Annotated in this window: 9 protein-coding genes; 6 read left to right on the forward strand and 3 right to left on the reverse strand. The window is 57.9% G+C overall.

All coding sequences use genetic code 11. From position 1 onward, the window contains the following. Positions 1–132: 132 nt before the first annotated feature. Complete coding sequence (locus ACA071_RS04795; protein WP_123405368.1) at positions 133–1,044, forward strand: SDR family oxidoreductase; 912 nt, start codon at positions 133–135, stop codon at positions 1,042–1,044. A 43-nt stretch (positions 1,045–1,087) separates the two neighbouring features. On the opposite strand, the gene ACA071_RS04800 is transcribed toward ACA071_RS04795, so the two are convergent. Together ACA071_RS04800 and ACA071_RS04805 are read right to left on the reverse strand one after the other, a co-directional pair. Next, entirely contained in the window at positions 1,088–1,345 is a 258-nt protein-coding gene (locus ACA071_RS04800; RefSeq protein WP_497643354.1) for an immunity protein, read from the reverse strand. Next, positions 1,342–3,651, reverse strand: a complete 2,310-nt coding sequence (locus ACA071_RS04805) for an S-type pyocin domain-containing protein (RefSeq protein WP_497643355.1) — start codon at positions 3,649–3,651, stop codon at positions 1,342–1,344. Before ACA071_RS04805 ends, ACA071_RS04800 begins: the two co-directional genes overlap by 4 nt. 721 nt (positions 3,652–4,372) lie before the next feature. Between ACA071_RS04805 and ACA071_RS04810 the strand changes: the two genes are divergently transcribed. The 5 genes from ACA071_RS04810 (at position 4,373) to ACA071_RS04830 (ending at position 12,924) form a co-directional block, all read left to right on the forward strand. Further along, positions 4,373–6,166: a DUF1302 domain-containing protein gene (locus ACA071_RS04810; protein WP_497643356.1), complete on the forward strand. Its 1,794-nt coding sequence runs from the start codon at positions 4,373–4,375 to the stop codon at positions 6,164–6,166. 23 nt (positions 6,167–6,189) lie between these two features. Then, positions 6,190–7,557, forward strand: a complete 1,368-nt coding sequence (locus tag ACA071_RS04815; protein ID WP_497643357.1) for a DUF1329 domain-containing protein — start codon at positions 6,190–6,192, stop codon at positions 7,555–7,557. Positions 7,558–7,779: 222 nt separating this feature from the next. Next, complete coding sequence (locus ACA071_RS04820) at positions 7,780–10,341, forward strand: LuxR C-terminal-related transcriptional regulator (RefSeq protein ID WP_497643358.1); 2,562 nt, start codon at positions 7,780–7,782, stop codon at positions 10,339–10,341. Between the two features lie 182 nt (positions 10,342–10,523). Continuing rightward, positions 10,524–12,551 carry a dermonecrotic toxin domain-containing protein gene (locus ACA071_RS04825; protein WP_497643359.1) on the forward strand — a complete coding sequence of 676 codons (2,028 nt, stop codon included), beginning with the start codon at positions 10,524–10,526 and terminating at the stop codon, positions 12,549–12,551. Further along, positions 12,490–12,924 carry a hypothetical protein gene (locus ACA071_RS04830; protein WP_497643360.1) on the forward strand — a complete coding sequence of 145 codons (435 nt, stop codon included), beginning with the start codon at positions 12,490–12,492 and terminating at the stop codon, positions 12,922–12,924. The genes ACA071_RS04825 and ACA071_RS04830 overlap by 62 nt, the downstream gene beginning before the upstream one ends. 33 nt (positions 12,925–12,957) lie before the next feature. Here ACA071_RS04830 and ACA071_RS04835 read toward each other — a convergent pair whose 3' ends face one another. Then, a complete protein-coding gene (locus ACA071_RS04835) occupies positions 12,958–13,749 on the reverse strand; it encodes an IclR family transcriptional regulator (protein ID WP_497643361.1) in 792 nt (263 codons plus the stop codon). Positions 13,750–13,781: the final 32 nt, after the last annotated feature.

Genomic DNA, 13,781 nt, shown 5'->3' on the forward strand with positions numbered 1-13,781 from the left:
GATCTTTTTTAACATTCACCTCATCATCCCCCTGCCTTATCGCACACCATTCAGCCCCCTCGTCTTGATTGTGACCCGCCGCCGCGTGCCTGACACTCGAGGTCATCGTCCCTTGGCCTGCTGGAGTCCCCCATGAATGAGTCTGTGCGCTTCGAAGATAAAGTCGTGATCATCACCGGCGCTGGCGGCGGTCTCGGCCGGGCGCATGCGCTGCTGTTCGCCAAACAGGGCGCCAAAGTGCTGGTCAACGATCTTGGCGGCACGGCTCAGGGTGAAGGTGCCAACGCCTCGGCAGCCGACCGTGTGGTCGCCGAAATCCGCGAGGCCGGCGGCACGGCCGAGGCTAATCACGACTCCGTCACCGACGGCGACAAACTCGTGCAAAACGCCCTCGACGTGTTTGGCCGTGTCGATGTCGTGGTCAACAACGCCGGCATCCTGCGGGACAAGACCTTCCACAAAATGGACGACGCTGACTGGGACCTGGTTTACCGCGTCCACGTCGAAGGCGCCTACAAAGTCACCCGTGCCGCCTGGCCCCATATGCGCGAGCAAAATTACGGTCGAGTGATCTTCACCGCCTCGACCTCCGGCATCTACGGCAATTTCGGCCAGTCCAACTACGGCATGGCCAAACTCGGCCTCTACGGCCTGACCCGCACCTTGGCCATTGAAGGCCGCAAAAACAACATCCTGGTCAACGCCATCGCCCCCACCGGCGGCACCCGCATGACCGAAGGTCTGATCCCGCCGCAAGTGTTCGAACAGCTCAAGCCAGAACTGGTCAGCCCGTTGGTGGTGTACCTGGCCAGCGAAAATTGCCAGGAAACATCAGGGCTGTTTGAGGTCGGTGGCGGCTGGATGGGCAAGGTGCGCTGGGAGCGCAGCCTCGGTGCCGGGTTTGATCCGCGGGTGGGGTTCTCGCCGGAAGACGTGGCGGCGCATTGGCAGCAGATTTGTGATTTCGAAGGGGCGGCGCATCCGAAGGACAATATTGAGGCGTTGAAGGAAATGATGGGGAATTTGCAGAAGTATTCGCTTTAAATGAAGTGGCCACCGAGCTTAGGCTTGGTGGCCGAATTACTTGTTAAGAATATCTATTTTCGGTAATAAACTGAGGGGCTTTCCAGTTCGGTCCCTTTACGGTTTTTCCATTTTCATCGCTAGCCAGTACGCCATCGCTGAAGAGCGAATTGTAAGTGTTTACCAGTTCACCATTTAAAATTATCTCTTGGCGGTGTTGCCCATACATTCTGTCGACCGCTTGGGCAGACCTGAAAAGCGCGAAATACGAAACGACATCTTCTACCGATTCGTTTTTGATGATTTGTTCGATAGGGCTCATTGTTCGAAGCTCCTCATGTCTTTTACGTACTCTCTTTGGTCTTGTGCATTCATTGCACTGATTGCTTCTTCGCTATACAAAAGTGTCAATTCGCTTCCTAGCTTGTAGTCCTCAAGAGTAGCCGTATGTGCATTGTTCCATATTTGAGACTCGTCGGAAGGAGGTGCGGTGTCGCTATAGCCGAACGCCCTGTAACGCTCTAGTTCTCGTATCTCATGAGTGTAGTAGCGCAAATCTGTGTCAGTTATTTTCCCGTGGTGGCTCAGAATTTTTTCTAGGCGTCGAACCATTATGTCGTTGGCGTCCGATTGGTCGAGACGTGCGATATGTAATTTCACCGCATCAATTCCAGCTTGAGTGATGACCGCTGTGCGCCAATCCAAATCAAGTATTGGACCTCCGGCCTGCTCTGGGTTAAACAAACGCCCGCTGTATTTGCCTTTAACATACGCCCCCGCGTAAGGACTGCTAAACACGACATAAAGCGGCGCAATCCCCGAGTCATCGGGAAACACGATGATGAACGTGTCCCAGCCCTCCACCAGGATCGGATTTAGATCCAGGCGCCCTTCAATCGGAATAATCGGGGCGCCGGAGTATGCAAGTGTTTCAGTTTGAACAATCGGTTGCTCGGTCGAACTGTTCCCCGGCGTGATGGCGGGTGTCCAGGTCAGGAAATCCGTTGGCGAATCCGGCAGCGCAGTCTCGTAAACTTCATTCAGTAAATCGTAAGCTGCATTCAGCACTTGAACGCCCGAGCGTATGTGGAAGTCGTCGGTTGTGGCGACGAACACTTCAGCGCCCAAGCCCAGTGGCCTGACGCCCAATCCAATGGGCAAATCCAATGCGCCCTGCCGATCCGCAATTTCGCGCAGTGTCTGTGCAGACGCCGACGACAATTCTGCAAGCGGAACGCTCATGGTGAAGCGCTCGCCATTGCCGAGTCGCGAAGGCGGCAGAAGGGCTGCGAAACCGACCAATACCGGGCCCAGCAGCGCTGTTCCCGCCGCTGTTACAACCAGCATTCCTGAGTGCAGCGCACTCATAATCGCGGAAGCCGTTACGGGGGGAAGTCGGAGGGTGGTCGAGGCGAGCGAGAAGGCCAGGCTAGAGCTCGCCACTGCACCTGATGCGGGATACACATGATGGACTTCTGGCGCGTGCGTGGGTCCGCCACGTTCTTGTTGTTCGGACTTCGTCTGTGCTTCCAGAAGCGCCTGTTGCTGATTGTGCGCCTGTGACTGCTTTTCCTTTCGTTGTTGTATCTTCAGTGTTGCCAGTTGAGCTTGTCGTTTAGCCACGGCAGTAGCGGTATCAATGACGTTCCAGCGAATCTCCAGACTCTGCCTTTGTTTGTGTAGTCGCTTTTGTATCTGCTCGATTCGCTGCTCCATTTCCGCTTGAAGACGAGCCTGTTCGGTTGCGAAATGCTCTGTGGCTGCTTCTGCATTGGCTTCAGCTTCGGCCAGCGCTATTTTCAATGCTGCAAGCCGAGCTTGTTCTTGTGCCCGACGTGCTGCATCAGCGATTTCTTTCAGGCGTTGCTGTTCGGCAACTACTTGCTGCGCGGCGGCTTCGGCTGCAACCCGTGCCTGTTCGGCGGCAACACGCCTTGTTTCAGCTTCTGCCGCCATACGCGCAAGTTCGGCCGCGACTCTTTGTGCCTCTTGCTGTGAAACCAGCCGGGCTTGTTCGTCAGTTTGTGCGGCGGCCAAGAAGTTCTGCACATTGACGTGCTGTTGATTCAGAAGCGCGATGGTGTCGTTCAGGTAACGTGCAGACCAAGCCGCTCGATACGAACTTTCCCACTTCTGGCTGGCTATTCCGTCCGGTGTCGTGACTCTGCCAAAGGTTTTCGACTTCCCCAGGAAATCACGGGTGCTTTTATTGATCGGGTCCGAGCCATAGAACGCATGGGCCAAGGCAACTTGAGCGTGAAGCTCAGCCGTTTTACGCAATAGCAACGTGTTACGTACCTGCAATTCCCTTTGAATAGCTGCAACAGGAGGAAGGGGATGAGTTGTCCCTGCTGCTCGCACCGCTGCCAATTCATTTTCGATGGAATGTGGAAGGTTGTTTAGTTTTACGGTGTATTCGTTTTGCAGGGCCTCGGCCGTCGTATTCAATTTTTCGACTGTCTGGTTCCAGAGATGATCGTAGATTGGTTGCATGGCGGCTGGGCCTGCCGGGGAAAAGCCTCTGCCTGAACTGTCGCTGAAGCCTCCGCCTATAGAGTCCATTCCGGGCTTGGGTTTGCCACCGACATAGGTGGCTGGAAGATTCATAAATCCGTGACGGTCATCCATGAATAACTTTCTCTGTCTTAACTCGCTTTAATAAATTTGGGGTAAACACGATTGTGAGTGGATACATTCCTCGTCAACGTCGGTTGATCTGATTGAATCCTAAGGGAGTAATAGAAGACTTGGGTCTGGGAATGTCGTAGGTGATTTCTTCGTTTGAACCAGGACGAATTACACGGGTGAGATGAGGTTTCAGGGCTTGGCAGGAAAGTTACTTTTTCGTGTGCGTAAATTCTGACTTGCAGTTGAACGCACTAAATCGCAGGCATAAAAAAGGCCGCTGCAAACGCAGCGGCCAAAGTAAGACGTTTGATCAAGGAGCAATAAATCAACGTCAGTGAACACAGGGCGATGACTCGAAAACGCTTCAACTCATCTGAAATATTGCGCGAAAGGCATGGGGTTCATGACAGGCCATCGCTTTGTGCTTCACGGCGGGTTCCCGTGAAAGCCCGGCAAGAATAAGGGTTTGAACCCAAAGGAAAAATAGCGATTCGTGACATGCACTGTTACGAGGCATGTAACAGTCCTGCTGCACCTCGCTACTGCGCCCATCCATTCCCTTGATAACCCGCCATCCAGCCCATCCATGCCTCGCGCAAAGCCCCAGCCCGTGCGGGCAGTAATCCTTTGGAGGTACAGCGCGAATACCTCCTTGGTGCGCTTATCGCTCCCGATGCGCGGCAGTAGGGTGGGGCCTTCTGTCACTCACCGGGGAAGACGCATGACAAAAACAACAATGCGCGCCATCTTCACGCCGCAGGCGCTTGCCGCTGCGGTGGCCTTGGGTTGCTGCGCCCAGGCACACGCCGTTGCATTCAATATCGGGGAAATCGAGGGGACCTTCGATTCTTCGCTGTCCGTCGGCGCGAGCTGGGGCATGCGCGATGCGGACAAGTCTTTGGTCGGCACGGTGAACGGCGGTACGGGCCAGTCTTCGACCGGTGATGACGGACGGCTGAACTTCAAGAAGGGCGAAACCTTCTCCAAGATCGTCAAGGGTATCCACGACCTTGAACTGAAATACGGCGACACCGGTGTGTTCGTGCGTGGCAAGTACTGGTACGACTTCGAACTCAAGGATGAGGACCGCGAGTTCAAGCAAATCAGCGACAGCGGTCGCAAGGAAGGCGCCAAATCCTCTGGGGCGCAGATCCTCGATGCTTTTGTCTATCACAACTATTCCATCGCTGATTTGCCGGGCACTGTGCGTGCCGGCAAGCAGGTGGTCAGTTGGGGTGAAAGTACCTTCATCGGCAACTCAATCAACAGCATCAACCCGATCGACGTTTCCGCGTTTCGTCGCCCCGGCGCCGAGATCAAGGAAGGCTTGATCCCGGTGAACATGCTGTTCGGCTCCCAAGGCCTGACCGATCAACTGACCGTTGAAGGTTTCTATCAACTGGAATGGGATCAGACGGTTCTCGACAACTGCGGCACCTACTTCGGTGTCGATGTGGCGGCGGACGGTTGCAACAACAACTACAGCGTTGGCAGTCCGGCAATTGCACCGTTGGCGCCACTGGCGGCAGCCTTTGGCCAGCCGATCCAGGTCACCCGTGAAGGTGTGATCGTGCCGCGTGGCGGCGACCGCGATGCGCGGGATTCGGGGCAGTGGGGCACGGCGTTGCGCTGGCTCGGTGACGATACCGAATACGGCCTGTATTTCATGAACTACCACAGCCGCACACCAACGGTCGGTACCGTCACTGCTGGCGCATCGACCCTGGCCAGCCTGCCGGGCATGGTCAGCGTCGCCAACCGTCTGGCTCCGGGTAGCGGTTCGGGCCTGGCGCAAAGCGTGATGCTCGGTCGCGGCCAGTACTACCTCGAATACCCGGAAGACATTCGCCTGTATGGCGCAAGTTTCTCCACCACCTTGCCCACCGGCACCGCGTGGACCGGCGAGATCAGCTACCGGCCGAATGCGCCGGTGCAGGTCAATACCAACGACCTGACCCTGGCCATGATCAACCCGATCGCTGGCGGCGCGGCCTCGCCGATTGCCTCCGGGCCTGGGTCCGACAACAAAGGTTATCGCCGCAAGGAAGTGACCCAGATCCAGAGCACCCTGACGCACTTCTTCGATCAGGTGTGGGGCGCCCAGCGCTTGACCCTGGTCGGTGAAGCGGCGGTGGTGCGGGTCGGTGGCCTGGAGTCGCGGACCAAGCTGCGCTATGGCCGTGACTCGGTCTACGGCCAGTACGGTTTCGGCGGCGACACCGACGGCTTCGTCACCTCGACCTCCTGGGGCTACCGCGCCCGGGCGATCCTCGACTACGCCAACGTGATCGGCGGGATCAACCTCAAGCCCAACCTGTCCTGGTCCCATGACGTCAGCGGGTACGGCCCCAACGGCCTGTTCAACGAAGGCGCCAAGGCGATCAGCGTCGGCGTCGATGCCGACTACCGCAACACCTATACCGCGAGCCTGAGTTACACCGACTTTTTCGGCGGGGACTACAACACCCTTGCTGACCGCGACTTCCTGGCGCTGAGCTTCGGCGTGAACTTCTGATCTGGCTGAGAAGGATGAGTTAAATGCGCAAGATGATTCTGCAATGCGGCGTCCTGGCTCTGAGCCTGTTGGCCGCCAACGTGATGGCGGCGGTATCGCCGCAAGAAGCCGAAAAGCTCGGCACCAGCCTCACGCCGCTGGGGGCGGAGAAGGCCGGCAATGCCGACGGCTCGATCCCGGCCTGGACCGGCGGCATCCCGAAAAACGCCGGGGCGGTGGACAGCAAAGGCTTCCTCGCTGACCCATTCGTCAATGAAAAACCGCTGTTCGTCATCACCCCGGCGACCGTCGACAAGTACAAGGACAAACTCTCGGAAGGCCAGGTCGCGATGTTTAAACGCTACCCGGAAACCTACAAGATCCCGGTCTACCCGACCCACCGCACTGTCGCCGTGCCGTCGGAAATCTACGAGTCGGCCAAGCGCAGCGCGTTGAACGTGACCAGCATCAACGACGGTAACGGCCTGGCCAATTTCACCGGCAATCGCTACTACGCGTTCCCGATTCCGAAGAACGGTGTGGAAGTGCTGTGGAACCACATCACCCGTTATCACGGCGGCAACCTCAAACGCATCATCACCCAGGTGACCCCACAGACCAACGGCAGCTACACGCCGATCCGCTTCGAAGAAGAGATCGCCGTGCCGCAATTGATGAAGGACCTGGACCCGGAAAAAGCCGCCAACGTCCTGACGTTCTTCAAGCAGTCGGTCACCGCCCCGGCGCGTCTGGCCGGTAACGTGTTGCTGGTGCATGAGACGCTGGATCAGGTGAAGGAGCCGCGTCTGGCCTGGATCTACAACGCTGGCCAGCGTCGGGTGCGTCGTGCGCCGCAAGTGGCGTATGACGGGCCGGGCACCGCCGCCGACGGTCTGCGCACGTCCGACAACTTCGACATGTTCTCCGGTGCGCCGGATCGCTACGACTGGAAACTGATCGGCAAGAAGGAAATGTACATCCCGTACAACAGCTACAAACTCGACTCGCCGAGCCTCAAGTACGACGACATCATCAAGGCCGGGCACATCAACCAGGACCTGACCCGCTATGAACTGCACCGGGTCTGGGAAGTGGTCGGCACAGTCAAGCCGAGCGAGCGGCACATCTACGCCAAGCGCCACATGTACATCGACGAAGACAGCTGGCAAGTGGCGCTGGTGGACCACTACGACGGTCGCGGCCAGCTATGGCGGGTGGCCGAAGGTCACGCCCAGTACTACTACGATCACCAGGCCCAGGCCTACACCCTCGAAGCGCTCTACGACATCATTGCCGGCCGATACATTGCCCTGGGGATGAAGAACGAAGAGAAGCACAGCTTTGAATTCGGCTTCGAAGCCAAAGCGGCGGACTACACGCCATCGGCGTTGCGTGCGGAGGGTGTTCGCTAACGGAGTACCACAACCCCCTGTAGGAGCGAAGCTTGCTCGCGAAGGTGGCTGTATATCCAACAATGATGTTGGCTGTCACGCCACCTTCGCGGGCAAGCTTCGCTCCTACATGACCGGTGGGTCGCACTTTTTTATGGGCACCAATCAGCGTCCTGAATACTTCTCAACAAGCGGGTTGCAGAGGGCTAGGGTTGCGGCACAACTATAAAAAGGCACGCCGCAATGACCGCCATGACCCCCTGTCTGGATCGTCCTGGATTCCTGCCCAGACTCTGCGCCCATCATCAGTCGCGCGCACGTCTGAGCCGTCCGTTATTAGAATCTTCTGCGCGGGTGCGACTGGTTTGTGCGCCCGCTGGCAGTGGCAAGACGGCGTTATTGACCGAATGCCTGTTGCAGGCCCCGGCCGATTGTGGCGTGCTCTGGTTGCCGCTGGCGGGGGTGGCGTCGAGTGTCACCGGGTTGTGCGAGCGGCTGGCGCGGGCATTGGGCCTGGCCGTTTCCGATGAGGCGTCGTTGTGCGCTGAAATGGCCCGGTGGCAGTCCCCGATATGGCTGTTTCTCGATGATTACTGCCGCTTTCCCGAGCCGGCGCTGGACGCATTACTCGACCGGTTGCTGGCCGTCAGCAGTCCGTCCATGACCTGGTGGATCGGTACTCGCCGGCGCCCGCAATGCAACTGGCCGCGATTGTTGCTGGACGACGAACTGCACGAATGTGAAGCCGCAGCATTGGCACTCACCCAAGGCGAGATCGCACAGCTATTGCATCATTTGCCACTGGCTGAAGCCGACAGCGCGGCATCCCGCCTTTTGCAGCGCAGCGGAGGCTGGTGCGCCGGAGTGCGGATAGCGCTGCTGAAACAATGCGACTGGTCACAAAAGAATCTACCGCCGCCGCCCACGGACACTCTGCTCGATTACCTGCAAAACGAACTGTTCAGCAACCTGACCCCGGAGCTGGCCGAAGCGTGGCGGGTGCTGGCTCATTTGCCGCGTTTCAACGCCGGCTTGTGTGATCACTTGTTCGGGGCCGGGGAGGGCGTGCAATACCTGCGCACGCTGCAAGCGCTCGGTTGCTTTATCGAGCCCTGGCATGGATCGTCCGAGTGGCTGCAGATCTTCCCGGCGCTGTCTCGGCTGATGCGTGATGAACCCTGGCCTGCGGGTCGCTCTTGGCATCGCCGTGCGTGCCAGTGGTTTGCCGCCGTGCAGGACTGGAAGTCGGCCTTCGAGCAGGCCCTGCTCGCTGAAGAATATGAGGTCGCGGTCAGCCTGTTGCAGCACTTCAATTTCGAGCAGCTGTTTGAGGATCAGACCGTGATGCTGTTGTTACGTCTGTACGATCAACAGGGCGAAGAGCTGTTGTTGGGCTCGCCGCAATTGGTCGGTCTGATTACTGCAGCGCTGTTGTTTGCCGGGCGGTTCGAGCAGGCCGGCCGATGCATCGGGCAGATGTCGCGATTTTTGCCGCCACCGTCGGCATTCCGACAGCGGCAGTTGGTCGCCCGTTGGCAGGCCCAGCAAGGATGGCTGTTGCATTTGCAGGGACGAATGGACGCCGCGCGCGAACATTTTCGACAAGCGCTGGACGATCTGGATGCCGACGCCTGGCCTGCGCGCCTTCTATGCCTGTCGGGGCAGACGCAGCAGGCTCTGCTGTGCGGTGAACTGGAGTTGGCTCAGGCCATCAATCGCGAAGCGTTGTGCCTGGCCCGGGCGCAGGGCTCTTTGCTGTTCGAAGGCTTGCTGGAGCTGGATCATGCGCAATTGCTGGAGCAGCGCGGTGCACCCGGGCGCGCCGAAACGCTGCTGGCCAATATTCATGAATTGCTTTGCCAGCAGGCGTATCAACCCACGCCGCTGCTGGGGCGTATCGCGCTGCGCCGAGGTCGTCTGGCATTGTGCATGGGGCATGAGGCGCGGGCAGGAGAGTTCTTTCAGCGCGGTCAGGAGCAATGTCTGCACAGCCAGGACAAGCGTGTGTTGTATGGCTATCTCGGTCTGGCGCAATTGGCGGCCAATCGGGGCGACTACGCCCAGGCCTTTGTCCGCTTGCGTGACGCCGAACGGTTGATGCAGCAGCGACAGATTCCGGACACGGTGTATCGGGGCGTGCTGTTGCAGGTCAGCAGCCATTTCTGGTTGCAACAGGGGCGCGCGGAACTGGCGTGCGAGGCGCTGAGTCGCGTGCTCAGGCACTACCGCGGGCCGCGCGCTCGCCAGGCACCACCCGCGACACTGGAGTTGATTGCGCGGATCGAGTACCTGCTGATCCTTGCCAGAGCCCGTCTGGAGCCCGGGTCGGTCGACGCAGTGGCGCAGATCGATTCATCAATGCAGCAGACCCGGTTGCGCGGGATGTGGGCGCTCGCCACCGAGTTGCAACTGGCCCTGGCCGAGGCGCTGTGGCTCGATGGACAAACCGCAAAGGCTGTCGAGGTTTTGCAGGAAGGTTCACGTAATGTCGAGCGGTATCAGGGACAGCAAGTATTGATCGAACTGCGCCAGCGTCAGCCTTCGTTGTTCGATGCTCAGAAAGTTGTTTCTTTGTCTGTTAATGAACCGTGCGCCCGTAGTGCGGAAACGGATTCATTAAGCCAACGTGAAATGCAGGTGTTGAAGTTAATTGCGCTGGGGCATTCCAATCAACAGATTGCCGATGCACTGTTCATTTCATTGCATACTGTTAAAACTCATAGCCGGCGTATACATGGGAAGTTACGGGTGGAACGCCGTACCCAAGCCGTGGCGAAAGCTAAGTTGTTGGGGTTGTGGGGGTAATTTGGGAGTTGTTCGGGTGTTGGAAGTTGTAATTTTTTAGTTAAAGAAGACGTGGGTTACATGCGGTTTAAATTGTGAATTTTTGGTATTGATTTACGTATTTGTTGTTTGTTTGTCCTGGCCTAGATTGATTTGCGCTGACATTAAGTCGGTGGGCTTTAAATTAATTAGAGGGCATCAGCATGAACGTCATGAATAAACATATTCCCGCCAACAGCGACAGTCTTCCCCAATGGTTGAAGGACGCCAGTGCTACCGACAGGCTGCATTACGGTGAACTGGAGCAGAACCTGATTGCCAGCCAGAACCATCTGGACAAACAACTGGGAAACTACGCCAGCGTCCAGGCCTACGCGCGCGATCTGGCTGCTCAAGCCCTGTTTAAAGCGTATGCGAGGCCAGTGGATCCGGACACTGTGATGACTTCCAGTCGCTACGTATTTTCTCAGGATGTTCGCACATTCAGTCAGGAGGATAAGCGTTCCTTGACGGACTTGTTGCTGCACGGTCTGCATGAAGAGGGGCGACGTCCACAAATCACTTTACAGCTTTTCGGTGCACGGACCGTCAATCCGCGTTGGCTGGAAGAGCTCATGAGTCGCGACGTGCGCGCGGCTTACGGCCAGGAGTTCAGGGATGTGTACCAGCGCCCGAACGTGCTGGCCGCCCTGAAGGACATCACCCGTGATCAACTGTTGTTCAGTGCCTTTTCGGCAAAGTTGCAGAGTCATCTCAACGATAACAATCTTCAACGGATCCGCCGTGTCGTGGCTGGCGATGCGAATCTGATCATTGCGCCAGTGCAATTACACGAAGACAGACGGCCACTGACGGGGCTGGCTGTCATCAGCAGTCGCAGCCCCAGCCAGGAAGATTGGTTGCTCTATGCCCCCAACTCCCCCGGAGGGAAAGACTGGTACGAGTTACCGTCCCTCAGGCGCGTGAGCCTTGATATCGGCAGCTGGACAGAAGCGCCTGGCGGTCGGGACTATTTGATCTGGCGCTCCCACGGACTGGATCGCGAGGTCATCGGCGGTTATCTGAAACAGGTGTCGAAACTGCCCAACCTCTGGCGGGGTGTCTCGCTCGCTCCGACCCCCTTCACTGGCGCAGAGGCGCTGACCACCCTTGTTTCCAACCATCGCAACTGGCTGGTGGCGCAAGAGGAAAGTCATACGCCCTACGGCTATCGACACGCGTCCAATCAACAGCGCCAGGTTTTCACCGGGATCAGCTGCGAACAGCGGGCTTTGAGAACCATTGAAGTGCGCCAAGGCGGTTTCATCAGTTATGACCGTTTCTGCCATCAACTCATCAAACAATGGGTCGAGGAAGTGCTTCTCGCTGGCGGTGAACGTGTTGCGATCGACCCTGATCGCATAGAAGTGCAAATCAGTGCAGAACAACGGATGACACTGACCGAACTGATTGTCCGGGAAGTTCACTTTTACGCGGTAAACCCACAACGGGACTTGTACCCGCGCTTTGTACTGAAGACTGATCATCCGCCTATCAGCAAACTGGATATTCGGCACATCGCCGCTTGGTCAAACACCCTGCGTCCGGGCGAAAAGTACATCGACATGTTGCGCTCGACCTATCTGAATCGCACGCACCCTGATGGGCGATTCAAGCGCTATCTCCACCTTGGAATCATGCAGCGGCAGATGCGGGCGGCCGTCTTTCAGGCGCTGTTCTCCGGCAGGGTCTCGAATGCGCATTTTTCAGAACTGATGAAGGTGGTCGACGGGTTTGATCTGTATCGGCCTCAACCGGAGGCTCCCCTGGGTGAGGCGCCTGGCGCGGTGCGTCACAGTGCGATGTTCCAACTGCGTCTCAAGGGCCATCTGGTCGTCGGGGCATTCGTCTTCCGGCTTCACGTTGCCGGAAAAGTCGAAGAGTACCTGTACACCCCGGATGCGCCGGACGGTTGTGAGCTGCGTCCATTCAAGGAGTTCGTGAGCGCGGTGAAAACCCGTGGTCTGGGTGACTATTTTTATGCGCGAACGCCGGCGATCTATCAGCGGTTAATTGGCACCTATCTGACGGATCTAGAACAGTTGGCGAACTTTAACGAAGCGCCGTTGCTGGAACGTAACTCGTATCACGGACTTCAACACCTGCTACGACGATGTGCTGCGCAAGGTCATGTCCGATGTCGACGAGGCTACACAGAGCCTCGAAGAGATCATCACCGGTATCGTGTTTAACACTGTCGTGACGGCAGTGAGCGTCGTCAGCGTCGTCTATCCGCCAGTCGGCATTGCATTGGGTGCAGCTTTGTTCACCAAGGAACTGGTACAAGGTGCCGAAGCCTATTCCCTGGGTGACCGGGCCGTGGCCCTGGAGCACTTCACTAATGCGCTGATCGAGTTGGGGACGCTTGGTTATGGAGGGTACAAGCTGACTCAGGCCACCAAACTGCAGAAAGACCTCATCGGACTGCTGGGGGATATGTACACCATCGATAAACTTTACGCCAAGTCCAGCGGGCAACCCCAATTGCATCAGCGGGCGAAGGAGGCGATTCAGGATATTCTTGACGACCCTGATAGCGCCAACAGCAAAACTACCTTGCTGTAACGACAGCCAATCGCCGCTGATACGCAGCCCTGCTCAGGGGGCGGCGTCGGCCTGATACCCCATCCGCCAACTCACGGCCCGGGTAGCCGCCAGCAACCGCTGCGCCGCCGGGCCGTCTTCGTCAGCGTGGAACAATGATGTAGGGCCGACGATGGTCAGCACGGCGGCCACGTTTCCGACCGCGTTGAACACGGGGGCCGACAAGGCATCCACGCCGGGCATCAACAGTCCGTGAACATGGTGCAAGCCACGTTCGCGGATCTGTTCACGCAAGGTTGCGTAGACCTGATTGTCAGCCAAGACATGCGCTTCACTGGCCTGGATTTCCAACTCGCGCAATTCTACGGTTTCCCTGTCTGGCAGAAACGCGCTGAACACCAGCCCCGTTGAAGAACTGAGCAGCGGCAACACCGACCCCAGTTGCGTCACCACCGTCACCGCGCGCACCGCCGGTTCGATATGCACCACGGTCGCACCCTGATTGCCCCACACCGCCAAAAAGCAGGTTTCGTTCAGATCGTCTCGCAACTCGGCCAGGGGCAGGGCGGCGACTTTCAGCACGTCCATACTGTTGAGTGCGGCGAGGCCCACGCGCAGGGCTTCACGGCCCAGGCCATAGTGGTTAGTGGCGGTGTTCTGCTCGGCGAAACCGCTGGCGATCAACGCCTGCAAATAGCGGTGAACCTTGCTCGCCGGCATCTGCACGTGTTCGGCCAGGCGTGACAACGAGGTCGACGGTGACAATTCGGCCAGGGCCTTGAGGATGTCAGTGCCGACCTCGGCCGAGCGGACTTTCTGTTTATCGTTGTTGCGCGGCTTTTCCATGGAGGCGGTGTGATCCCGGGACGAATGGGCGT

This window comes from Pseudomonas sp. LBUM1646, from assembly GCF_059716165.1.

What these genes read in the sequence shown, in the direction of transcription:
- ACA071_RS04810 (WP_497643356.1), top strand. Translation starts at nt 4,373, where the DNA reads ATGACAAAAACAACAATGCGCGCCATCTTCACGCCGCAGGCGCTTGCC.
- ACA071_RS04805 (WP_497643355.1), bottom strand. Translation starts at nt 3,651, where the DNA reads ATGGATGACCGTCACGGATTTATGAATCTTCCAGCCACCTATGTCGGT.
- ACA071_RS04835 (WP_497643361.1), bottom strand. Translation starts at nt 13,749, where the DNA reads ATGGAAAAGCCGCGCAACAACGATAAACAGAAAGTCCGCTCGGCCGAG.
- ACA071_RS04815 (WP_497643357.1), top strand. Translation starts at nt 6,190, where the DNA reads ATGCGCAAGATGATTCTGCAATGCGGCGTCCTGGCTCTGAGCCTGTTG.
- ACA071_RS04820 (WP_497643358.1), top strand. Translation starts at nt 7,780, where the DNA reads ATGACCGCCATGACCCCCTGTCTGGATCGTCCTGGATTCCTGCCCAGA.
- ACA071_RS04830 (WP_497643360.1), top strand. Translation starts at nt 12,490, where the DNA reads ATGTCCGATGTCGACGAGGCTACACAGAGCCTCGAAGAGATCATCACC.
- ACA071_RS04795 (WP_123405368.1), top strand. Translation starts at nt 133, where the DNA reads ATGAATGAGTCTGTGCGCTTCGAAGATAAAGTCGTGATCATCACCGGC.
- ACA071_RS04825 (WP_497643359.1), top strand. Translation starts at nt 10,524, where the DNA reads ATGAACGTCATGAATAAACATATTCCCGCCAACAGCGACAGTCTTCCC.
- ACA071_RS04800 (WP_497643354.1), bottom strand. Translation starts at nt 1,345, where the DNA reads ATGAGCCCTATCGAACAAATCATCAAAAACGAATCGGTAGAAGATGTC.